Origin of the sequence: Pseudoroseomonas ludipueritiae, assembly GCF_014490445.1 — a bacterium.
GTDB lineage: Bacteria > Pseudomonadota > Alphaproteobacteria > Acetobacterales > Acetobacteraceae > Pseudoroseomonas > Pseudoroseomonas ludipueritiae.
The window spans coordinates 52,718-74,108 of sequence record NZ_JACTUZ010000005.1 but is presented as its reverse complement, the minus strand read 5'-3'; the positions used below and the strand labels follow the sequence as shown (position 1 = coordinate 74,108).

Sequence of the window (21,391 nt, the reverse complement as noted above, 5' to 3'; positions counted from 1 at the left end):
GCCTCACCGCGCCGCCACGGCCATGATCTCGACCTTGATGTCCGGCAACGCCAGCGTCACCGCGCCGCAGCAGCGTGCGGGCGTATGGCCGGGCACCACCCAGGCGTCATAGACCTCGTTCATCGCGGCGAAGTCGGCCATGTCGGCCAGCCAGATCGTCACGTTCAGCAGCTTGGAACGTTCGCTGCCGGCGGCGGCCAGCATCTCGTCGATCTTGGCCAGCACCTGCCGCGTCTGCCCGGCGGCATCAGCCGAGCGGTCGTCGGCGGTGTGGCCGGCCAGGTAGACGGTGTCGCCATGCACCACCGCGCGGGCGCGGCGGTGGTTCTGGTCCAGGCGGGTGATCTCGCTCATGTCGCGGCCTCTCAGACGATCTGGTTGCGCAGCGCGGTCTCGCCCCTGCGCAGACGATCAAGATTCTCCATCAGGATATCGAGGACATTGTCCTCGTAGCGCTGCGTCTCGCCGGCGCTGTGCGGGGTGATGAAGACATTGGGCAGGTCCCAGAGCGGCGAGGATTCCGGCAGCGGCTCCTCCACCACCACGTCCAGCGCGGCGCCGGCGATGCGGCCCTCGCGCAGCGCGGCGATCAGCGCCGCCTCGTCCACCACCTTGCCGCGCGCCACGTTCACCAGCCGCGCGGTGGGCTTCATGGCCGCCAGGGCCTGGGCGCCGATCAGGCCGGTGGTCTCCGGCGTCAGCGGGCAGGTGAGCGCCACGATATCGGCGCGCGGCAGCCAGTCATGCAGGGCCGAGATCGCATGCACCTCGTCCGCGCCATCGGCGCCCGCCGCCGGGTCCCGGCGCAGGCCCACCACATGCATGCCGAAAGCCTTCGCCAGCCGCGCCAGCCGGCCGCCGATGCGGCCGAGGCCCACCACCAGCAGGGTCTTGCCGCCCAGCTCGTCCTCGCGCCGCGCGATCTCGCTGATCATGCCGCGCCAGTGGTGCCTGGCCTGATTGTCGCGCGCCTGCGGCAGCAGCCGTGCCGTGGCCAGGATCAGCGACATGGCGTGCTCGGACACCGCATTGGCATTGACGCCCTGGGCACTGGCCAGCCGCACGCCGCGGGCGCGGAAGGCCGCCTGGTCATATTGGTCCACGCCGGCGCTGATGGATTGCACGAAGCGCAGGCGCGGCGCCTGATCCAAGAGGGCGTTGTTCCAGAGGCCGGAGACGACCACGACATCAGCCTCGCCCACCCGCGCCGCGAGGTCCTCCCGCGATTCCACCTGGAAGGCGTGGATGCCGGTGCCCCGCGCCGCGAAGCGGTCATGCATCCGGTAGGCAGGATGGGCGAAGAGGATGGTCAGGTCTTCAGGCTTGTCAAACACGCGGTACACTCCGGTTACCGTGAAGCAGCTTCACTCTGCGGCTTCGCCCAGGACATGGGCGGCCAAGGCGTTGCTGGTGTAGATTTCGCCATAGCCGACACGGATCACCTCGGTGATCTGGTCCAGGCGGCGGCTGATGTGGCGGCGCATCAGGGCGCCGGCGGCAGCGCCATCACGCGCGATCAGGTGCCGGATGATCGCCAGGTGCTCGCCCTGCGTGCCGGCACGCCGGTTCTGCATGTCGATCCAGCGCACGAAGCGCACGCGCTCGTTGATGCCGCGGATGGCGCGGATGAATTCGTCGTTACGCGAGAGCATGGCGAGGCGTTCATGGAACTGCTCGTCCAGGCTCAGCAGGCGCAGCGCCTGCGCGTCCTCGTCCGGCGCATCGCTGCTTTCCAGGGCGAAGGCTTCGAGTTCCCGCAACTCCGCATCCGAGGCCCGCTCACAGGCGAGGGAGAGAGAGCCGACCTCAATGGTGGCGCGGAACTCATAGAGATGCAGCACATCCGCCGGCGCCAAAGGCTTCAGGTGGTAGCCCTTGTTCTGGGTAGCGACCAGGAAGCCTTCCGACGCCAGGCGGTTCAGCGCCTCTCTCAGCGGCGTACGACTGACGCCAAGTTGGCGCGCGACCTCCACCTCGTTGATCCGCTCTCCGGGGGACAGCCGATAGGTGCAGGCCATGGCCTTCACCTGTTCGTACACGCGGTCCGCCGAGCGGGGGATGAGGTCTGGCGCCATGCGAAGCTTCTGACCACAAACTTAGACAGAAGTGAATACACTTTTGAACGTCGGTCTGCATTCGGCAGCCCTTGGCGGGTTCCAGGCTAGGTCGAATAACAGCCAAGTGACTGATAATGGGGAAAAGCCGGCGCCCGCATACCCGCGGCTTGGCAGTCAAGGGGATGCGTCACCTTGGGAAGAGTTCTGGCAGGTCCGACCGAAGATACTTGAGGCGGGCCGGAGCAGCGGGGCTGTAGGCTCCGCCTCGCTAGCCCCCACGCACGCAAGGCATCCCTGGCCGCACCCCGGGAAGGGCAGCCCCCTTCCCTCACGCAGCCACCGGCGAGACACCGTTGTGGAGCCGGCATTTTGACGCCCGCTGCCATGGTGCGATGATGTGCCGGTTGATCACCTGACACAGGACCCTCCCGATGGCCGAAGCCCTTGCCGAGCAACTGATCGAGCGGTTCTTCCGCTACCTGGCGGTGGAGAGCCAGAGCGACGCGAAGGCAACGGTGGTCCCGAGCACCCCGGGGCAGCGCCGGCTGGCGGAGATGCTGAAGGCGGAGCTGGAGGCCATCGGGCTGGCCGATATCCATCTCGACGAACACAGCGTACTGACCGCCAGGCTGCCGGGCACGATGCCCCAGGCCCCCTGCATCGGCTTCGTGGCGCATCTGGACACGGTGGATGTGGGCCTTTCCCCGGAAGTCCGGCCGCAGCGGCTGATGTTCGATGGCAATGACCTGCTGCTGAACACGAAGGAAGACATCTGGCTCCGCGTCAGCGAGCACCCGGAGATCCTGCCCTACCATGGGCAAGAAGTATTGGTGAGCGACGGCACCAGCGTGCTGGGCGCGGACAACAAGGCCGCCATTGCCATCCTGATGACCTTGATGGCCCGCCTGAAGAACAGCACCACGCCGCGTGGCGACATCATCGTCGCTTTCGTCCCGGACGAGGAGATCGGCCTGCGCGGCGCGAAGGTGATGGACCTGTCACGCTTCCCGGTTGCCTACGCCTATACGATCGACTGCTGCGAAAGGGGCGAGGTGGTTTATGAGACTTTCAATGCAGCGAGCGTGACGGTGGACATCACTGGCGTGACCGCCCACCCGATGACGGCGAAGGGCGTGCTGGTGAACCCCATCCTGGTCGCGACCGAGCTGGTGCAGATGTTCGACCCGATGCAGACCCCGGAGCAGACCGAAGGGCGCGAGGGCTACTGGTGGTGCAACGGCATCTCCGGCAACCAGAGCAGCGCCCGGCTGCAGATGTCCATCCGCGACCACGACGGGGTGCGGTTCGAGGAGCGGAAGGCGTTTGTCGCGCAGGCCGTCGAAGCCATCCGGGCGCGCCATCCACGGGCGCGGATCGAGTGCCGGATCGAGGACAGCTACCAGAACATCGACGCCGCCATGGGGAATGACCGGCATTGCGTCGACCTGATCTTCCAGGCTCTGCGGCAGATGAACATCACGCCCAAGGTCATCGCGATGCGGGGCGGCACCGATGGTTCCGCCCTGTCCGCGCGAGGAGTGCCGACCCCGAATTATTTCACCGGCGCGCATAATTTCCACTCGCGCTTCGAATTCCTGCCGGTGAACTCCTTCGTCGATTCCTGCAAGCTCACGGAGGAGCTTTGCAGTCTGGCCACAAAGCCGCGCCGCGACAGCGAGGTTCTGGCCAGCAGCCAGGCCTAGTTCCAGGCCGCCGCGCGCTCCAGCAGCCGCCGCGCCCGGTTGACGATCGGGAGGTCGATCATGCTGCCCTCGAAGGCAACGGCACCCAGGCCCTCGGCCGCCGCAGCCTCGAAGGCAGCCAGGAGGCGCCTGGCGCGGTCGACCTCTTCGGCGGAAGCGCCGTATTCCTCATTGATGATCGGAACATGCGAGGGATGGATGCAGGAGGCTGTGGCGAAGCCCAGGCCCCTGCCCCGCTTCAGGCCCGCGCGGTAGCTTTCCGGGTCGCCAATCTGCGCGAAGTTGCCCATGGACCCCATCGGCAGGATGCCGGCTGCCCGCGAGGCAGCGATGCCCTGCATGGCCCAGACATACATCGAATCGGGCGATGGGTTGGCGCCCAGCTCCGTTGCCATGTCTTCCCCGCCCACCGACATGGCGGCCATGCGGGGATCGGCCGCCGCGATGGCGAAGAGGCGCGGCAATGCGTCGGGTGTTTCGATCAGGGCAATGAAGCGGGTATGGCCGACCTCCATGCCGATCGCTTCCTCACGCGCAGCGACAAGTTCGGACAGCAGCCGGATATGCTCGGGGCCCATGACCTTGGGCAGCATCAGCGCCAATACCCCAGGCATCACGGCGGCCTCGATGTCAGGCACCGCCAGCTCAAGGGGACGGTTGATCCGCACAACAACATCGGCGCCGCGCTGGGAGACACGCGGCACGGCCGCGGCAACCGCGGCACGCGCCTCCACCTTGTGCGCGGGCAGGATGGCATCCTCCAGATCCAGGATGATGCCGTCCGCGCCGCGGGTATGAGCCTTGGCGATGAAGCGCTCGGCAGTGACTGGAACAAAGAGCAATGACCGCCAAGCAGGCTGTGGGCGCTTCATACGGTGGCTCCGGCCGCAACGGCGGGCTTGGGTGCGGCTATGGCACCCCGGGAGGCGAGAAGGTCCAGTTCAGCTTCCGTGTAGCCGAGGCCGCGCAGAACCTCGCGCGTGTTTTCGCCCAGGCGCGGCGCCGGGAGTTCGTCCTCGCGCATGCCGCCGCTGAAGTGGTTGGGCGTCTTGGTCCGGCGGATACGGCCCTCTGTCGGATGCTCCTCGGATGTGAAGAAGCCGGCATCCTGCAGATGCGGGTCGGCCATCAGATCCTCCAGCGTGTTGTAGCGCGCGGCGGGAACGTCGAGCCGGCCAAGGATCTCCAGCCATTCGTCGGTCGTGCGCTGCGCCAGGCCCTCAGCCCGGACCACGAAATACTCGGCGGCATGAGCCGTCCTCGCGGCCGCGGAGCTGAAGCGCGGGTCCTGGCAAAGCTCGGGGCGGCCAATGGCCTCGAAGAAGGCGAAGGCCTGGGCATTGGTGTTCGGACCCACGGTGATGTAGCCGTCCTTTGTCGCCAGCGGCCGGTAGTCGGGGCTCAGCAGGCGGTTGTCCCCGGTCGGCCCCACGGGTGGGTCGAAGGTCGCGGGACCCATGTGCTCGCTCATGACGAAGCTCGCCATGTTCTCGAACATCGGAACTTCGATGGCCTCCCCCACCCCTGTCCGGCTACGGCGGAACAGCGCGAAGCCGATGCTTTGCGCCGCGATCAGGCCGGTGACGTGGTCGGTCATCACCATCGGCACGAAGCGCGGCTCGCCCGTGGCCCGCTGGAAGGTTGCGGCGACCCCCGACAGGCTTTGGATGATCGGGTCATAGGCCGGGCGGTTGGCGTAGCGGCCGGCGCTGCCGAAGGCGAGGATGCCGCAATAGATCAATCGCGGATTGGCTTGCAGCAGGCTGGCATGGTCCAGGCCAAGGCGCTGAAGCGCCACGGGGCGCACGTTGCTGACGAAGACATCGGCATCCGCCAGCAGCTTCCGCATCGCCGCCATGCCTTCGGGCTGCTTCAGGTCGAGGCAGACGGAGCGCTTGTTGCGGTTGAAGTTGATGAACTTGCCGGACATGCCGGGATTGCGGCTGCCACGGGCCATGGTGCGCAGCAGGTCGCCGCCTGGCGGCTCCACCTTGATCACCTCGGCCCCCTGATCAGCGAGGGTCCGTGTGCAGATCGGCCCCACAACCACCGAGGTCAGGTCAATGACACGCACGCCTTCCAGGGGCCCGCCGGTCATGCCTCGAACTCCAGCGTCATCTCGGCGGCCAGGAGCCCATCCTTGTCGGCTGCCCAGACTTGCATCCTCCCGCCCTCCGGGGCCGCGCCATGGAAGGTCACGCTGTCGCCGACGAAGAGGGGCCTGGCGAGGCGGGCGGCGTAGCCCAGCAACCGGCCGGGCGCGCGTCTGATGGCGGCATCCAGCAGCAGGTGCATGGTAAGGCCACCATTCTGCACCACGGCGGGATAGCCTTCCTCGCCACGGGCATAATCGGCATCGTAGTGGATGCGGTGCGCGTTCCAGGTGATGGCGCCGTAGCGGAAGACCAGCACCGGGTCGAGAAAGACCGTGTCCGACCAAGTGGAGCCGCCGGGCGCGGCAACTGGCGGCGAAGTCTTGCTGGAGGCGCCTGGCGTCACGGCTTCGCGGTAGATCGCGTCGAACTCGTCCACCGCCAGTGTCTGGCCGCGCGCCATGATGGTGTGGCGCATCGTCAGCACCACGATCTGCCCGGTACGTCCTGTCTTGGGCGTGATGCCTGCGACTTCCACCTTCTTGGTCGCATCATCGCCGACACGCAGGTTACCCATGAAGCTTACCCGCCGGCCGGCGCCCATCCTGCGGGGCAGCGGGATGGGCGGCAGAAAGGCGCCTTTCTTCGGGTGCCCGTCGTGGCCGATCACCGACTGCCGCGGCATGTCGGCGAAGAACAGGCTGTACCAGTGCGGCGGCAGCTCGTCTCCCGCCTTAAAGCTGTCAGGGTCCAGGTCGAAGGTCGCGGCGGCACGGCGTACGCTGGGAAGCGTGATCTCCTCCGGCACCAGGCGGGAGCGCCCGATCCAGCTTTCCAGCTCGGGCAGGGCGGCGGCGATGTCGTTTGCGGCGCTCATTCAGCAGACAATCCCAGGCGTTGGATCAGGCCGGTCCACACCGCACTGCGCTGGCGCAGATAGGTGCTGAAGCTCTCCGGTGAATTGGGTTGCGCGGGCACGGCGCCCACGCGCAGGAAATCCGCCTGGAGAGAGGGGCTTTGGAGCGCGTCGTTCAGCGCCTCGCTGATGCGGAGGATGATCTCCGGCGGCGTCTTCGCCGGTGCCGCCAACCCGAATTCATTCACGCCGATGAAGCCGGGAATAGTTTCCGCTATGGCTGGCACCTCTGGCCAGTTGGGACTCCTCTCGGCGCTGGTCACCGCCAGCGCGCGGACACGCGGGTCGTGCTTCACCGGCTCGGCTTCCGGCAGGCCCAGGCAGCGCGCCTGCACCCGGCCCGCGAGCAGGTCCGTCATGCCCTGAGTGCTTTGGCGGTAAGGCACATGCACCATGTTGAGGCCGGCGCGCTCCAGCAGCAGCTCCATCGAGAGATGCGTCGTCGCACCGATGCCGGATGAGGCGAAGTTCAGTTCGTTGGGGCGGGCTTTCACGAATTCGATGAACTCCGGCAATGTCTTCACCGGAATGGCGCTGGTGTTGATCAGCAGCACATTCGGCGTGGTGCAGAAGAGCCCGATCAGGGAAAAGTCCTTCTGCCAGTCATAGCCGAGGTTCTTGTAGAGGGCGGCGTTCACGCCACCGAAGGGGCCGGTCGATCCGACCATGATGGTATAGCCATCCGCCGGCGCGCGGGCGGTCATCTCCGCCGCGAGATTTCCGGCCGCGCCGGGCCGGTTATCGACCAGCAACTGCTGCCCGAGGCGCTGGCCAATGGCCTCGGCGACAAGGCGCGAGACGATGTCCGTCTGCCCGCCGCCGCCGTAAGGCACGATCAGCCGGATCGGTTTATCCGGATAATCCGCCCTTGCCGGCTTCGATGCGGCCAATCCGAACAAAGCAACTCCGGCGCCCAGCAAGCTGCGGCGACAGAGGGCTGACCCTGGCTGGTTCATGCAGCGCTTCCCCTCTTCGGCGCCGTTTCCCGGACGCCATTGCCCCATTCTAGGCACGGGTTTAGGCTGACAGCCCCTTCACATATGTGAAGTTTGGAGGGCACGCATGGAGCACGCCGAGGGCATCGCGGTGAAGTCCGCCCGGCGGACGATCGAGGTGCTGGAGTATTTCGCAGAGACACATCGCGCCGCCGGCGTGAGCGAACTCGCGGGGCGGCTGGGCGCGCCCTTGTCGAGCACCTCGGTGCTGCTCGCCGGCCTGGCACGGCTGGGCTACCTTGAGCAGGACCCGGGCGACCGGCGCTACCGCCCGACCTTGCGCGTCATGTTGCTCGGCGGGTGGATACAGGACCGGCTCCTGGGCGACAGCAGCCTGCTGCGGGTGATGGAGCAGTTGCGTGCCCGCACGGGCATGAGTGTGCTGATCGGGCTTCAGCGCCAGGCGCATGTGCAATACATCCTGACGCTGCGGCGGCCGGACCTGCCGGGAGATGAGAACATGCGCGCCGGCATGCTGCGCCCAATCACCCGGGCCGCGGTCGGGAAGGCTCTGCTGATGCTGAAGGCGGATGATGAAATCACCCGCATCCTGCGGCGTGCCAATGCGGAAGAGCCCGATCCTGCCTTGCGCTTCAGGCAAGGAGCCTTTCTTGCGGATCTCCGCAGAAGCCGGGCGCGGGGATGGACGGAGAGCGCCGGGTCGATGGTCCCTGGCCAGAGTGTGCTGGCCATGCCGCTGCCGCCTCTGCAGGACCAGCCGCCACTGGCCATTGGCCTGGGCGGGCCTCTGGAGGACGTGGAAAGCCACCGGGAGGACCTGGTGCGGAGCCTCAGGGAGGTCTGTCACTTCATGGCCGCTGCCGAGAGAAGAGGGGAGCAAGGCTAGGCCATCAGCTCCCCGTGGCAGCTTCCGTCACCGGTTGCGGATCACGTTCCCGCTGAGGCGGCCGCAATCGCCACGCCCGCCGCCGCTGTCATGGCAACAACCAGCCACGCCGGCACCCGCCACCAGACCAGCGCCGCGAAGGCCAGCAAGGTCACGGCGAAGTCTGCGGAGGTGCGGATGGTGGAGATCCAGATCGGGTCGAACAAAGCTGCCGCGAGCACGCCTACAACAGCGGCATTGACGCCTTGCAGCGCCGCCCGCACCCGTGGCTGGTGCCGCAGCGCGTTCCAGAAGGGCAGCATGCCGTAGATCAGCAGGATGCCCGGCAGGAACACCGCCAGCAGCGCGAGAGCCGCCCCGGCGGCGCCATTCGGAGGCAGGTTCTGGGTGGCGCCGAGAAAGGCCGCGAAGGTGAAGAGCGGTCCTGGAACCGCCTGGGCCACGCCATAGCCTGCGATGAACTGGTCGGCGGTGACCCAGCCGGAGGGCACATAGGCGCGTTCCAGCAGCGGCAGCACCACATGGCCACCGCCAAAGACGAGGGAGCCGGCCCTGTAGAAGGCCTCCGCCATGGCGGCCGCGTGCGAGCCGGTCGCGGTCGCCAGCAATGGCAAACCGATCAGCAAGGCAGGGAACAAGGCAAGGGCGGCAGCCGCGACAGCCCGGCGGGCAGGAAAGGGCAAGGCGGCGGCCGGCCGCTCCACGTCAGTGCCCCGATAGATGACGAGCCCCGCCACTGCCCCAGCCAGGATCACGCCGACCTGCGTGAGGGCAAAGGGCAGGAGCAGTATCGCGACCGTCACCAGCACCGCGATCGTCTGCCGCGGCCGGTCCGGGCAAAGGCTCCCCGCCATGCCCCAGACCGCCTGTGCCACCACGGCGGCGGCAACGAGCTTGAGGCCGTGCACGATGCCCGCGCCGGCGTCGCCGGCGGTCCACCCTACCCCATAGGCTGCCAGCAGCATGACCAGGGCGGAGGGCATGGTGAAGCCAAGCCAGGCCGCAGCTCCCCCCGGCAGACCACCCCGCAGCACGCCGAGCGAGAAGCCCACCTGGCTGCTCGTCGGGCCGGGAAGGAACTGGGCCAGCGCCACGAGGTCAGCATAGCTCTTCTCGTCCAGCCAGCGGCGGCGCGTGACGAATTCATCCCGGAAGTAGCCGAGATGCGCGACCGGCCCGCCGAAGGATGTCAGGCCCAGCCGGAGGAAGACCAGCAGGATGGCCAGGAAGGCCCCCTGGCGGCGCTCGGCGGTCGCGGATGAGCCGGGATGATGGGCGGGAGCGTCCATACGTGAATTCCTTGGGTGGAAAGGCTTTGGATGACACTCCAGGCCTTGTCCAATGAAGAACTCACGCAGACGGCGCCTGGCCATCGCAAGAGGCGGGCCAGGCGCGGGGGGTCGCCCTACTGCCTGAAGGGCGGAGCGATGTTCTCGTAGTCGAACTGCATCAGCACGCTGACCTCACCGTGGCGGCCCTCGTAGCGGCGCGGCCGGCCATCCGCTTCCGCGATCCAGATGCGGCCCAGCGCGATGCTCTCGCCGGCCTCCTTCGGCAGCGTCTGCTGGTAGCCGAACAGCCGGACCGCCGTACCGTCGAGGTTCTGGCGGCCTTCCTCTCGGCAGTTCTGGAGCGGATGGGCCAGGAAGCCCGCTTCCAGGGCATTGCGGTCCGACTTCGTCAGGGGCAGCTTGACCCAGCGCCCTGCCCCGGGCGAATTGGCATAGACCACGTCGCCTATCACGAAGCGTTCTTCCTCCACCGGGCGCCGCCGGCCTGGCGTCTGCGCGACCATGCGAGAGTGGAACTGCGGCGCGGCGCCGATCTCGTGCACGGCGCGGGCGATAGCGCCGCAGGCAGCCTCGCCCGTTGCCGCCTCATCCCCCACGGCCAGTGCCGCGGGGGAAAGCATGGCAAGGCCCGCGAGCAGTGCCGCCCCGGCCATCCATCCTGGCTGTCTCATCCCTCGCTCCCCCTCACGCGCGTAGCTGGTTGCCGATCGGCAGCTGGCGGATGCGCTGGCCGGTGGCGGCGAAGATGGCGTTGCACAACGCGGGGGCGAAAGGCGGCAGCCCCGGCTCCCCCACCCCGCCAGGAGGCACGTCCAGGCCCGCTGGCACGATATGCACGCGCACCTCGCGCGGCGCATCGTCGATGCGCGAGACCTCGTAGTCATGGAAGTTGGACTGCTGCACACGGCCTTCGGCATAGGTGATGGCGCTCTTGGTCGCGAGGCTCATGCCCATGACGCAGGCGCCTTCCATCTGCGCGCGCACGCGTTCCGGATTGACGGTGAAGCCGCAATCCACGGCCATGTCCACCCGTGGCACGGACAGGTTGCCGCGCTCGTCCACCGCTGCCTCCACCACGGTGGCGACATAGGTGACGAAGCTGCGGTGCACCGCGATGCCGAGCCCGTGCCGCGGCGGCAGCTGACGGCCCCAGCCGGCTTCCCTGGCCGCGAGTTCCACCACGCGCCGGATGCGGCCCGCGTCCACGGGATAGCGGCGCGGGTCCTCGTTGTAGTTCCAGTACTGCGTCTGGCCGCTGAACTCGACGATGCGGGGTGGCCCGATCAGCTCCAGCAGATAATCCTTCGGGTCGCGGCCAACGGCATGCGCCACCTCGGAGACGAAGGACTGCATGGCGAAGACATGCGGGATGTTCAGCACAGAGCGAAACCACCCGATGCGCGTATGCGCCGCCGCCTCGCCATTCTCCAGCCGGAGGTTGGGGATATCGAAGGGGGTATCGACCAGGCCCATGCCGAGTTCGAAGGCTGCGCCCTGCTTCGGGTCTGGCGTGAAGATCGAGAGGATGGTGGGGAAGACGCTGCGATGCATCCAGGCCGTGGTCTTGCCATTCGCATCCAGCCCCGCTTCCATGCGGTCGGCCTGGACCGTGTGGTAATAGCCGTTCTGGATGTCATCCTCGCGGGTCCAGACCACCTTCACCGGCGCGCCACCCATGTCCTTCGACAGCAGCGCGGCCTCGATGGCGAAGTCGCATTTAGACTTGCGCCCGAAGCCACCGCCAAGCAGCGTCACATTGACGGTGACATCCTCCTCCTTGACTTCGAGCCGCTTCGCCACCTCCCCTTTCACTGAATAGGGGCTCTGCGCCGGTGCCCAGACTTCCACCTTGCCATTGACGATGCGGGCCACCGCCGCTGGCGGCTCCATCGGGGCATGGGCCAGATGCGGTGAGAAATACTCGGCCTCGACCTTGCGGGCGGCCTTCTCCATGGCATCGCCCAGTTCACCCTGGTCGCGCACCCGGCGGGCCGGCTGACGCGCGGCCTGGCGCAGGCTCTCGCCGTAGGCGGTGCTGTCGTAGGAGCGGTTCGGCCCGTCATCCCAGGTGATCTTCAGCGCATCGCGCCCACGCATCGCCGCCCAGGTGTTACGCGCGATCACCGCGACGCCACCGAGAGGCTGGAACTTCGCCGGGGGCGGCGTACCCTCCACCCGGACGATCCGCACCACGCCAGGCACCTTCAGTGCCTCGCTGTCGTCCAGCGAGGCGAGCTTGCCGCCGAAGACCGGCGGCCGCGCGATGACGGCGAAGAGCATCTCCGGCAGGACGATGTCCTGGCCATACTGGGCGCGGCCCGTGGTGATCTCGAAGCCATCCACCAGTTGCAGCTCGCCCTTGCCGATGTAGCGGAAGGCCGAGGCCTCCTTCAGCCGCAGATCCTCCCGCCTCGGCACCGGCAGGGACGCGGCCTGCTGCGCCAGGTCGCCATAGCCGAAGCTGCGGCCTGTCGGGCGGTGCAGCACCTGGTGGTTACTCGCTTCCACCTCCCCTGGCGGCACACCCCAGCGGGCCGCCGCCGCGCTTTCCAGCATCATGCGGGCCGCGGCGCCGCATTCCCGCATCGGCTGCAGGAAATGCCGTGTGCTGCGCGAGCCATCGGTATCCTGGTTGCCGAAGCGCGGCTCGTCGCCCGGGGCCTGGGCGACCTTCACCCTTGCCCAGTCTGCCTCCAGCTCGTCCGCGACGATCATGGGCATGCCGGTGCGGACGCCCTGCCCCATCTCCGACCGATGGCAAAGGATGGTGACGATGCCATCGGAGGCGATGGAAACGAAAGCCAGCGGATCGTTGGCCACGCCATGCGGCATGGCATCGGCGCCGTATTTCGGCTCCGGCGCCTCGACGGCCCGGGCGGGGCCGACGCGGAGGGCGAGCACAAGCCCGCCCGTGGCCAGGGCCCCTTTGAGGATGTCGCGGCGGCTGGCCTTGCGGATCACGGAGATGGTCATGTCACACCTGCCCCTGGGCAGCCGCCTTGATGGCTGCCCGGATGCGCTGATAGGTGCCACAACGGCAGATGTTGCCGGACATCGCGCTGTCGATGTCCTCGTCCGTCGGGCTGGGCGTGGTCTTCAGCAATGCGGCGGCCTGCATGATCTGCCCTGTCTGGCAGTAGCCGCATTGCGGCACCCCCATGACACGCCAGGCGCGCTGCAAGGGATGGCTCCCATCGGGGCTGAGACCCTCGATGGTGAGCACCGATCCCCCTTCCAGGTCGCCCATCGCGGTCTGACAGGATCGCGTGGCCTCGCCATTCACATGCACGGTGCAGGCGCCACAGACCGCCTGGCCGCAGCCGAACTTGGTTCCCGTCAGGGCCAGGATATCGCGCAGATACCACAAGAGAGGCATGGCGGGATCGCCGTCATAAGATCGGCTCTCGCCATTAATGTGAAGCGTGACCATGGTTGCGAATTCCTTCTGGTCTGCTTGCCGTTGACGGGAAGGCCGGCCCTACTGCTGGGCTCGCTGCTTCAGGGCGAAAACCCAGACGACACCGCCCTGCGGCACATCCCGGCGGAAGCGCACGGGGTCGATCTCGAAGAGCTTCTCCTGCATGCGCTGCGCGTCGACGCCCCAGCCGGACTGAACGGCGATGTACTGGGTTCCATCCACCTCGAAGGAGGTCGGCACGCCCGTGACGCCCGAATTGGTGCGGATCTGCCAGAGCTGCTGCCCCGTCTTCGCATCGAAGGCGCGGAACATCCGGTCATTGGTGCCACCCGTGAAGACCAGGCCACCGCCTGTCGCGAGGACCGGCCCCCAGAGCTGCGAATCTGGGAAAGGATGCGACCAGACCTTGCGGTTCGTCGACAGGTCCCAGGCCTGAAGCTCGCCGATATGGGGCGCATTGGGGCGCAAGGACATGCCGATGTCCTCGATGCCTGCTCCCAGGAAGAGCTGCCCCGGCACATAGTCCATGCGGTGACCGCTGAGGGAGCCGCAGAGATTTTCATTGGCGGGGATGTAGACGAGGCGCGTCTGCGGGCTATAGGCCGCCGGCGGCCAGTCCTTGCCGCCCCAAAGCGAGGGACAGAATTCCACGCGCTGCTCCAGGCGCGGCTTGCGCGCCTGATTATAGACCGGCCGCCCCGTCTGAGGGTCCAGCCCCGCGAAGACATCCTGCTGCACGAAGGGTACGCCGGACAGGAAGCCGATGCGGTCCGCGCCCCGCTCCAGGGTCCAGAGGTAGCCGTTGCGCGCGGGGTGCACGAGCGCGGGAACGGTGCGCCCTCCACGTTCCACATCCATCAGGATCGGGGCGCTGACCTCATCCCAGTCCCAGCTGTCGTTCCAATGATACTGGTGGTGCGCACGGATCTTGCCGTCATCGGGGTTCAGGGCGACGACGGAGCTGGTGTGGAGATTGTCCCCGGGTCTCGCATCGCCCATCCAGGGCGCCGCATTGCCGGTGCCCCAGTAGGCGAGGTTCAGCTGCGGGTCGTAGTGCCCCGTGAGCCAGACGGAGGCCCCGCCGGTCTCCCAGCCGCTCTGCCAGGTGTCATGGCCGGCCTCGCCCGGGCCGGGCACGGTATAGGTGCGCCATGCCTCCTCCCCGCTTCCGGCATCATAGGCGGCAATGAAGCCGCGCACGCCGAACTCACCGCCGGAGCCACCGACCATGATCTTGCCCCGCGCGACGAGCGGCGCCAGCGTCATGTAGTGGCCCTTCTGGTAGTCCTCTACCTTCTTGGCCCAGATCTCCGTGCCGGTCTTCGCGTCCAGGGCCACGAGATAGGCATCCACCGTCGCGACATAGACACGGTCGCCATAGAGCGCGACACCGCGGTTGGTCGGATGAAGCTGCGTCAGGTCTTCCGGCAGTTGCCGCTTGTAGTTCCAGATCTGGTCGCCGGTCTTGGCATCCAGGGCCACCACCTGCGCCTGCGGCGTGGTGATGAACATGATGCCGTCATTGACGATCGGCGGCGACTGGTGCCCTTCCAGCACCCCGGTCGAGTAAGTCCAGACCGGCACCAGGTCCTGCACGTTGCCTGCGTTGATCTGGTCCAGCGGGCTGAAGCCCTGGCCATCATAGGTCCGGCGGTACATCAGCCAGTTGCGCGGCTCGGGCGACTGCAGGCGCTGGTCGGTCACGGAGGTATACTGCCGCGCCGGCCGTGCCTGCTGCGCGCCGACACGCTCCGAAGGCGCGGGCACCGGCGTGACCGGCGTGGCGCCGCCCTGAGACTGTTGTGCCCATGCACCCGCGGAGAGCGTGATGCTGGTAACCGCGCTGAGCAACGCCGTCCTGAACTGCTTTCCAGTCATTTCTCTTCCTCCCAATCCACGCCTGTTAAGCTTCTTGTTGAGGAATCCGGCGGATTTCAGCTTTGTGACGAGCCGACCCGGCCCGTGAACCGGCCGGCAACAACCAGAAGCCCGCCCTCCAGGCTGAGCGGCAAGGTCGGCAGAGGCCGCAGCGCCGGACCGCCGACCACCTTGCCGGCTGCGAAGGGATCAAACTCCGAGGCATGGCAAGGGCAGTGCAGTACGCCCTTCTCCTGCCGCCACTCCGTCACCGCGCATTGCGCATGGGTGCAGATGGCCGAATAGGCCATCACGCCATCTGCCGAGCGTTCCCGGGTTTCTTCCTGGAGTTCCGAAGGCTGGAGCCGCAACAGGAGAACCTGGTTGAGGCGTGACGCATTTCGGATGACACCACTCTTAGGCTCCATCGCCCAGGCCAGCACCTGCGGATTGCCTTGCTTGATGTCGTCGGCCTGAACCGGCTGCCCCGCCTTCGGCCCGGCGACGAAGACCAGCCTGTCGCCCTTTTCGGGCCGGGCCCGGGCGGCGGGCGACTGCTCCTGCGCAACCGCCCTTCCGTGCAGCCCGGCGATGATCAGCCCGGCAGATCCAGAGAGAAGACCCCGCCTTTTACTGGAGTAACTTGCCGCGGCCGGCTCCTCCTCGGCCAGCGGCGTGGTTCCTCCACACGTGCAGCATCGGCCCGGGTCCCGAGATGAATGCACTTCACTTCCTCCCAGATGCTTATTGGAAGAGGCTCGTGGGACGTTTCGTTTTTCCTTCTGCCGTGAAGCTAAGACGGGCAGTTGACTGACCGTTTATCATCTTCTGGTGAAGCCAGAAATTCGCCAGAGAGGACATCTTCGCGAAGGCTCTACTACAAGAAGGAGTCTTCAATTCTAGCCTTCTCATTTTTGTTTCTTATCTATAACGATATGTCTCATTTTCTGCCCGAACAGCTCGCGGCATCCATGAGCGATCGGGCCAGGCTGTAGCCCCTGTTCGTAGCCGTCTCTGCGTCGCTCGCCGGAGATGGCAGCATCCATCAGAGTCGCCTCCGGCCCGGCCGCCTTGTTTAAAAGCAAATGGCCGCTCAGTCTTAGATTCGATTGCGAAATCGAACTAAAAGGTTGAAGTCAGAGCCTTGTTGCTGCCCTGGAGAGTGGGCGCCGCATCCCTGATGCCTCTTCACCTGTGGATCCACATGATACAGTTCTAGGACGCCTGCCCGACGCACAAGGGCTGACCAACTGGCGTACCGGCTTGGACACCGGCACACAGAGCCAAGCCAACATGATGGACGGATTTATGGCGAGTGACGAGTTCAAGGCTCGTTATGGAGCCGACACCTCAACAACCGACTTCGTCGAGCTGCTGTATAACAACGCACTTCATCGCGCGTCTGACCGTTCCGGTAAGGCTACCTGGGTGGGCTGGCTCGATAGTGGCACGATGACACGAGCCAGTACCGTTCTGGGCTTCTCGGAAAGTGCGGAACACGTTGCTCTCACTGTAGCGAACGTCATGAACGAAGATCCCAGCCACTACGGGATCGCCTTCGCCTGAGACAAGGCAGTATCGCCCGCAAGAGCATGGCTTGGGGCTGGCACATTCTGTCGGCCCCAGGCGTGCGTTACAGGGGTAGTGGCTGCGGTGGCCGCATCATCGCCTTGCGGCTCTATCGCTGGTGACTTTGCGACATCGGCGTGTTTTCGAGTTGCGGCGCAGGTACTCCATCCCGGCTTTTGGGTCCTTCACAGCGCAGGTAGGGCGGCTGGCGCCATGCCCCACATGAGCGCGGTCAACTGACGACGAGCAGACACCTTCTAGTCTGGAACAGGTTAGAGGTTCGATGGCTTAAATTCACAACATCCACCACCCGTGATAATCAATAAATGACGTCAATTATTACAGAATTGGAATTTTCCTACAGCGAATAGCGCAACGTAATATTATATGAATCTTTAAATATTATTATACCTAAATTGAATTTACTGATCGCACCTTTCTAGACCAGACGCCAGAGCGCAGCTCGTCACCTTCCGATGATGCAGGCGAGCGGCTATGCCTCAGCCGACGAGCAGCGAGACGGCCAGGATGACCTCACCCGATCTTTCCTCCGCACTGTCGCGCCTGCGGGCAGCGGCGCCGCTGGTGCATAACATCACCAATCAGGTGGTGGCGAATATCACCGCAAACGCGCTGCTAGCCATCGGCGCCTCCCCTGCCATGGTTCTGGCGGAGGAAGAGGTGGGGGAGTTCACCCCAAAGGCCGCAGCGCTGGTGGTGAACCTGGGCACGCTGACGGCTCCGCAGCGCGCCTCCATGCATGTGGCCACGGAAGCTGCCATCGAGGCTGGCATCCCCTGGATTCTCGATCCCGTGGCGGTAGGCGCCACGGCCTTCCGGCTGGGCACCGCGCATAGTCTTCTGGAGCGGGGCCCGAGCGTGATACGGGGCAATGCCTCGGAGATCCTGGCATTGGCCGGAGAGGTGGCGGGCGGCAAGGGCGTGGACAGCGCGCACCGTGCCGAAGCGGCCAGGGAAGCGGCGCGGCGCCTCGCCCGCCGGTCCGGCAGCGTGGTCGCGGTGACGGGCGCCACCGATTACGTGACGGATGGGACGGGCATGCTGGCCATCGCCAACGGCCATCCGCTGCTGACGCGCATCACCGGCACTGGCTGCACCGCCACGGCTTTGATCGGCGCCTTTCTGGGTGCGGGGCTGGATGGCATGGCGGCGGCCACGGCCGGGCTGGCGGTGCTGGGGGTGGCGGCGGAGGAAGCGGCCCAACGGGCGACCGCCCCCGGCAGCTTCCAGGTGGCGCTGCTGGATAGTCTCTATACCCTGGGGGATGCCGCTCTGGCCCGGCAGGCCCGCGTCTCGGCCGCCTGAAGGCCGCGCGAAATCTTGGAGCGGGCGATGGGAATTGAACCCACGACATTCAGCTTGGGAAGCTGACGTTCTACCTCTGAACTACGCCCGCGTTGGAACACTCTTAGCCTGCCCTTGTGCGGGGGGCAAGCCGGGCGTAAGGTCGCCTCGCCCCTGAGAAGGGGTGCTCGCGATTTGTCCGGCCAGCTTGCGGCGAGCTAAAAGAACCGCGCTAAACGGCCGTGGCGGGGACACCTGCGCGTTCCTGCCCGACCGGGCCGGGTTGCATAGCCCGAGAGTTGCCGCCAGATGGCCAAGCCCACTCCAGACCGTCCGCTTCGCCCCGCCACCCTGCTTGTCCGCGGCGGGCTCATGCGCAGCAACCAGGACGAGACCTCGGAGGCGCTCTACCTCACCTCCGGCTTCGTCTATGACAGCGCGAAGCAGGCCGAGCAGACCTTCACCGGAGAGGTCGAGCACTGGCAGTATTCCCGCTTCGGCAATCCCACCATCGCGATGCTGGAGCAGCGCCTTGCCGCCCTCGAAGGGGCTGAGGCCTGCCGCGTCACGGCCACGGGCATGGCCGCCGTCTCCGCCGCCATGCTGGCGCATTTGAAGGCGGGGGACCGGGTGGTGGCCTCCCGCGCGCTCTTCGGCTCCTGCCACTGGATCGTTTCGACCCTGCTGCCGCGCTACGGCATCCAGACCGAGTTCGTGGATGGCGCGGACCTGGCGCAATGGCGCACCGCCTTCAAGCGCCCCTGCCAGCTGGTGCTGCTGGAGACCCCCTCCAACCCGATGCTGGAGATGGTGGATCTGCGCGCCGTCAGCGACATGGCGCATGAGGCCGGCGCCATTGTGGTGGTGGACAATGTCTTCGCCACGCCGCTGCTGCAGCGCCCGCTGAAGTTCGGCGCCGATGTGGTGGTCTACTCCCTCACCAAGCATTTCGACGGCCAGGGCCGCGTGCTGGGCGGCGCCGTACTGGGGAACAAGAAGTGGATCGAGGAGGTGTTGCAGCCCTTTACCCGCAATACCGGCCCGGCGATGTCGGCCTTCAATGCCTGGACCATCCTGAAGGGCATGGAGACGCTGCACCTGCGCGTGCCGGCCATGTGCCGCTCCGCCGCCGCCATCGCCCAGATGCTGGAGGAGCGGGCCGAGGTTTCCCGCGTCTGCTACCCCTTCCTGGCCAGCCACCCGCAATACGACCTGGCGAAGCAGCAGATGGCGGCCGGCGGCACGCTGGTGACCTTCGATATCGAGGGCGGCAAGGAAGCGGCCTTCCGCTTCCTGGATGCGCTGCGGATCATCGACATCTCCAACAACCTGGGCGATGCCAAGAGCCTGATCACCCACCCCGCCACCACCACCCATAGCAAGGTGGCGCCGGAAGAACGGGCGCGACTCGGCATCACCGAGGGCTCGGTCCGGCTTTCCGTGGGCCTGGAGGATGTGGCGGACCTGATCGAGGATATCTCGACGGCGCTGGATGCCGCTTTCGGCCATGCGGCGCCGCGCCCGCAGTCGGCCGCAAAGATGGTGGTGGAGCAGGCCAGCGCGCCGCCGTCGCAGCCCGAGCCTGCCGGCGAAACCAAGCCGCGCGGCAAGCGTAAGGCCGCCGCCACAACGCCGGAGCCTGCCGCCCGCGTCGCCAAGCCGGAAGAGCCCGATCTTTTCGCCGAGGCTGTCGAAGGGCTGTTCCACGAGCCTCGCGCCGCGGAGCCGGCTACCGAGGCCGCGCCCGCCACCAAGCGCCGCCGCAAGGCCTGACCAGGGCGGGAGGGGAACTGCCCCTCCCCTTTTTTCAAGCAAAGGTGAAGCCGCTGCTCCGGCGGCTGAAGCGAAAAGGCCCGCCCCTTCCAGGGCGGGCCTTTGCTGTCAGTGGTCCCGCATCTCGAGCGTGCGGCCGCGCCGCAGTGCCACCACGGTGCAGATGGCGCCGGAGAGCAGATAGCCGCCCACCGAGAAGAGGCCGATGTAGCTGGAGAGGCCAAGCGCCACCAGCGGCGCAAAGCCGGCGCCGATCAGCCAGGCGATATCCGCCGTCAGGGCCGAGCCCGTGTAGCGGAACTGCCGGGAGAAGCTGGAGGCCAGCGCGCCGCTTGTCTGGCCAAAGGACAGGCCCAGCAGGCCGAAGCCCAGGATGATATAGACCGTCTCCCCCACGGACCCCGCGCCGAGGATGAAGGGCGCGCCGAAGGAGAAGAGGCCGATCAGCACCGCGCCGATCCGCAGCACCCGGGCACGGCCGATGGCATCGGCGATGCGGCCGGAGAGGATCACCATGACGAAGAGCACCACGGCGCCCACCATCTGGGTCCGCAGCATGCCGGCGCCAATGCGCTCGGAATTCAGCACCACCCAGGCCAGTGGGAAGACAGTGACAAGGTGGAACAGCGCGAAGCTGGCCAGCGGCACGAAGGCGCCGACCACCACGTTCTGACCCTCGGACCGCACCAGGTCCGTGATATAGGCGGGGCGCAGCTCCAGCCGTTCCAGCAGCGTCGCGAATTCGCTGGTGGCCACCAGGCGGAGGCGGGCGAAGAGCGCGACCACGTTCACCGCGAAGGCCACGAAGAAGGGATAGCGCCAGCCCCACTCATGGAAGTCCTGCTGCGGCAGCGTGGTGAGCAGGAAGAGGAACAGGCCGGCCGCCAGCAGGAAGCCCAAAGGCGCGCCGAGCTGCGGCATCATCGCATACCAGCCACGGCGGTTGTGCGGAGCGTTCAGCGCCAGCAGCGAGGCGAGACCCTCGGAAGCGCCGCCCAGGGCCACGCCCTGCAGGAAGCGGAAGGTGGCGAGCAGCAGCACCGCCCAATAGCCGATCCTCTCGGTGCCCGGCAGGAAGCTGATGGCCGCCGTGGCGCCGCCCAGCAGGAACAGCGCCATGGTCATCTTGGTGCCGCGGCCGTGCTCACGGTCGATGGCAGTGAAGATCAGCGTGCCCAGCGGCCGGCCGATGAAGGCCAGCGGGAAGATGGCGAAGGACAGAACCGTCGCCTGCAGCGGGCTGAAATCCGGGAAGAACAGCTTCGGGAAGACCAGCACCGAGGCCAGCGCATAAACAAAGAAGTCGAAGAATTCCGACATGCGCCCGATGATGACGCCCAGGGCGATATCGCCCGGCGAGACGTGATGGCTATCGGCACTCTCGTTGGCGCGCCGGGCGTCGTTTTCCAGCCCTGTCGAACTCGGCTTGCCACGCGCGGAACTTGCGCTCATCCACTCGATCCTCATCTCGGTCCGGCGGGGTTCCGCCGGCCGTCACCCGGCCATGATTGCCACGCATGTGCCCTGCGGCAGCGCGCATGCCGATAGGACAAAACGTCCACTCCC

19 protein-coding genes, 1 tRNA gene, 1 pseudogene and 1 riboswitch are annotated in these 21,391 nt (G+C 66.7%); of the genes and pseudogenes, 5 read left to right on the top strand and 16 right to left on the bottom strand.

Annotated features, from left to right (window positions below):
* Positions 1-3: 3 nt before the first annotated feature.
* The 3 genes from IBL25_RS02955 to IBL25_RS02945 are packed head-to-tail and all read right to left on the bottom strand — an operon-like array spanning position 4 to position 2,075.
* Entirely contained in the window at positions 4-354 is a 351-nt protein-coding gene (locus tag IBL25_RS02955; RefSeq protein ID WP_187777064.1) for a RidA family protein, read from the bottom strand.
* Between the two features lie 11 nt (positions 355-365).
* The gene (locus IBL25_RS02950; RefSeq protein ID WP_367615537.1) at positions 366-1,334 is read right to left on the bottom strand and encodes a D-2-hydroxyacid dehydrogenase; all 969 of its coding nucleotides are present in this window, start codon (positions 1,332-1,334) and stop codon (positions 366-368) included.
* Positions 1,335-1,364: 30 nt separating this feature from the next.
* The gene (locus IBL25_RS02945; RefSeq protein ID WP_187777063.1) at positions 1,365-2,075 is read right to left on the bottom strand and encodes a GntR family transcriptional regulator; all 711 of its coding nucleotides are present in this window, start codon (positions 2,073-2,075) and stop codon (positions 1,365-1,367) included.
* A gap of 413 nt (positions 2,076-2,488) precedes the next feature.
* Here IBL25_RS02945 and pepT point away from each other — a divergent pair, with 413 nt between their 5' ends.
* A complete protein-coding gene (pepT, locus tag IBL25_RS02940; RefSeq protein WP_187777062.1) occupies positions 2,489-3,760 on the top strand; it encodes a peptidase T in 1,272 nt (423 codons plus the stop codon).
* Here the strand turns inward: pepT and IBL25_RS02935 are convergent.
* From IBL25_RS02935 to IBL25_RS02920, 4 genes are read right to left on the bottom strand one after another with little or no spacing between them, the layout of a single operon-like run.
* A complete protein-coding gene (locus IBL25_RS02935) occupies positions 3,757-4,632 on the bottom strand; it encodes an HpcH/HpaI aldolase/citrate lyase family protein (protein WP_187777061.1) in 876 nt (291 codons plus the stop codon). The two genes, pepT and IBL25_RS02935, sit on opposite strands and share 4 nt — an antisense overlap.
* Positions 4,629-5,858 (bottom strand): CaiB/BaiF CoA transferase family protein, encoded by a 1,230-nt coding sequence (locus IBL25_RS02930; RefSeq protein ID WP_187777060.1) that lies wholly within the window; start codon positions 5,856-5,858, stop codon positions 4,629-4,631. Before IBL25_RS02930 ends, IBL25_RS02935 begins: the two co-directional genes overlap by 4 nt.
* Positions 5,855-6,730 (bottom strand): FAS1-like dehydratase domain-containing protein, encoded by an 876-nt coding sequence (locus IBL25_RS02925; RefSeq protein ID WP_187777059.1) that lies wholly within the window; start codon positions 6,728-6,730, stop codon positions 5,855-5,857. The genes IBL25_RS02930 and IBL25_RS02925 overlap by 4 nt, the downstream gene beginning before the upstream one ends.
* Positions 6,727-7,659, bottom strand: a complete 933-nt coding sequence (locus IBL25_RS02920) for a Bug family tripartite tricarboxylate transporter substrate binding protein (protein ID WP_194433587.1) — start codon at positions 7,657-7,659, stop codon at positions 6,727-6,729. The genes IBL25_RS02925 and IBL25_RS02920 overlap by 4 nt, the downstream gene beginning before the upstream one ends.
* Before the next feature lie 172 nt (positions 7,660-7,831).
* Between IBL25_RS02920 and IBL25_RS02915 the strand changes: the two genes are divergently transcribed.
* Positions 7,832-8,611 carry an IclR family transcriptional regulator gene (locus IBL25_RS02915; RefSeq protein ID WP_187777057.1) on the top strand — a complete coding sequence of 260 codons (780 nt, stop codon included), beginning with the start codon at positions 7,832-7,834 and terminating at the stop codon, positions 8,609-8,611.
* Between the two features lie 41 nt (positions 8,612-8,652).
* Here IBL25_RS02915 and chrA read toward each other — a convergent pair whose 3' ends face one another.
* The 7 genes from chrA to IBL25_RS02880 form a co-directional block, all read right to left on the bottom strand.
* On the bottom strand, positions 8,653-9,900 hold the full coding sequence (chrA, locus tag IBL25_RS02910) for a chromate efflux transporter (RefSeq protein WP_187777056.1): 1,248 nt from the start codon (positions 9,898-9,900) through the stop codon (positions 8,653-8,655).
* Positions 9,901-10,016: 116 nt separating this feature from the next.
* Entirely contained in the window at positions 10,017-10,556 is a 540-nt protein-coding gene (locus tag IBL25_RS02905; RefSeq protein ID WP_194433586.1) for a LolA-like protein, read from the bottom strand.
* 31 nt (positions 10,557-10,587) lie between these two features.
* A complete protein-coding gene (locus IBL25_RS02900; RefSeq protein ID WP_187777054.1) occupies positions 10,588-12,876 on the bottom strand; it encodes a xanthine dehydrogenase family protein molybdopterin-binding subunit in 2,289 nt (762 codons plus the stop codon).
* A 1-nt stretch (position 12,877) separates the two neighbouring features.
* Positions 12,878-13,333, bottom strand: coding sequence for a (2Fe-2S)-binding protein (locus tag IBL25_RS02895; protein WP_187777053.1), 456 nt, complete (start codon positions 13,331-13,333; stop codon positions 12,878-12,880).
* Between the two features lie 48 nt (positions 13,334-13,381).
* Positions 13,382-15,199, bottom strand: a complete 1,818-nt coding sequence (locus IBL25_RS02890) for a methanol/ethanol family PQQ-dependent dehydrogenase (protein WP_187777052.1) — start codon at positions 15,197-15,199, stop codon at positions 13,382-13,384.
* A 56-nt stretch (positions 15,200-15,255) separates the two neighbouring features.
* The gene (locus IBL25_RS27465; RefSeq protein ID WP_202986656.1) at positions 15,256-15,903 is read right to left on the bottom strand and encodes a QcrA and Rieske domain-containing protein; all 648 of its coding nucleotides are present in this window, start codon (positions 15,901-15,903) and stop codon (positions 15,256-15,258) included.
* Positions 15,904-16,086: 183 nt separating this feature from the next.
* The gene (locus IBL25_RS02880) at positions 16,087-16,224 is read right to left on the bottom strand and encodes a hypothetical protein (protein WP_187777051.1); all 138 of its coding nucleotides are present in this window, start codon (positions 16,222-16,224) and stop codon (positions 16,087-16,089) included.
* Between the two features lie 148 nt (positions 16,225-16,372).
* Between IBL25_RS02880 and IBL25_RS02875 the strand changes: the two genes are divergently transcribed.
* Positions 16,373-16,744: a DUF4214 domain-containing protein gene (locus tag IBL25_RS02875; protein ID WP_367615536.1), complete on the top strand. Its 372-nt coding sequence runs from the start codon at positions 16,373-16,375 to the stop codon at positions 16,742-16,744.
* A 531-nt stretch (positions 16,745-17,275) separates the two neighbouring features.
* A complete protein-coding gene (thiM, locus tag IBL25_RS02870; RefSeq protein WP_187777049.1) occupies positions 17,276-18,073 on the top strand; it encodes a hydroxyethylthiazole kinase in 798 nt (265 codons plus the stop codon).
* A gap of 16 nt (positions 18,074-18,089) precedes the next feature.
* Here the strand turns inward: thiM and IBL25_RS02865 are convergent.
* A tRNA-Gly gene (locus IBL25_RS02865) sits at positions 18,090-18,164 on the bottom strand.
* Positions 18,165-18,229: 65 nt separating this feature from the next.
* A riboswitch (SAM riboswitch) is annotated at positions 18,230-18,308 on the top strand.
* Positions 18,309-18,361: 53 nt separating this feature from the next.
* Here IBL25_RS02865 and metZ point away from each other — a divergent pair.
* Positions 18,362-19,549 (top strand): annotated as a pseudogene (gene metZ, locus IBL25_RS02860) (O-succinylhomoserine sulfhydrylase); the annotation flags it as partial.
* Positions 19,550-19,933: 384 nt separating this feature from the next.
* Here metZ and IBL25_RS02855 read toward each other — a convergent pair.
* Positions 19,934-21,277: an MFS transporter gene (locus tag IBL25_RS02855; protein WP_187777047.1), complete on the bottom strand. Its 1,344-nt coding sequence runs from the start codon at positions 21,275-21,277 to the stop codon at positions 19,934-19,936.
* Positions 21,278-21,391: the final 114 nt, after the last annotated feature.

Bases quoted from the DNA above. Each gene is read 5' to 3' on its own strand.
- IBL25_RS02955 (WP_187777064.1), bottom strand. From the start codon at position 354: ATGAGCGAGATCACCCGCCTGGACCAGAACCACCGCCGCGCCCGCGCG.
- IBL25_RS02945 (WP_187777063.1), bottom strand. From the start codon at position 2,075: ATGGCGCCAGACCTCATCCCCCGCTCGGCGGACCGCGTGTACGAACAG.
- pepT (WP_187777062.1), top strand. From the start codon at position 2,489: ATGGCCGAAGCCCTTGCCGAGCAACTGATCGAGCGGTTCTTCCGCTAC.
- IBL25_RS02935 (WP_187777061.1), bottom strand. From the start codon at position 4,632: ATGAAGCGCCCACAGCCTGCTTGGCGGTCATTGCTCTTTGTTCCAGTC.
- IBL25_RS02930 (WP_187777060.1), bottom strand. From the start codon at position 5,858: ATGACCGGCGGGCCCCTGGAAGGCGTGCGTGTCATTGACCTGACCTCG.
- IBL25_RS02925 (WP_187777059.1), bottom strand. From the start codon at position 6,730: ATGAGCGCCGCAAACGACATCGCCGCCGCCCTGCCCGAGCTGGAAAGC.
- IBL25_RS02915 (WP_187777057.1), top strand. From the start codon at position 7,832: ATGGAGCACGCCGAGGGCATCGCGGTGAAGTCCGCCCGGCGGACGATC.
- chrA (WP_187777056.1), bottom strand. From the start codon at position 9,900: ATGGACGCTCCCGCCCATCATCCCGGCTCATCCGCGACCGCCGAGCGC.
- IBL25_RS02905 (WP_194433586.1), bottom strand. From the start codon at position 10,556: ATGGCCGGGGCGGCACTGCTCGCGGGCCTTGCCATGCTTTCCCCCGCG.
- IBL25_RS02900 (WP_187777054.1), bottom strand. From the start codon at position 12,876: ATGACCATCTCCGTGATCCGCAAGGCCAGCCGCCGCGACATCCTCAAA.
- IBL25_RS02895 (WP_187777053.1), bottom strand. From the start codon at position 13,333: ATGGTCACGCTTCACATTAATGGCGAGAGCCGATCTTATGACGGCGAT.
- IBL25_RS02890 (WP_187777052.1), bottom strand. From the start codon at position 15,199: ATGACTGGAAAGCAGTTCAGGACGGCGTTGCTCAGCGCGGTTACCAGC.
- IBL25_RS02880 (WP_187777051.1), bottom strand. From the start codon at position 16,224: ATGGATGCTGCCATCTCCGGCGAGCGACGCAGAGACGGCTACGAACAG.
- thiM (WP_187777049.1), top strand. From the start codon at position 17,276: ATGACCTCACCCGATCTTTCCTCCGCACTGTCGCGCCTGCGGGCAGCG.
- IBL25_RS02855 (WP_187777047.1), bottom strand. From the start codon at position 21,277: ATGAGCGCAAGTTCCGCGCGTGGCAAGCCGAGTTCGACAGGGCTGGAA.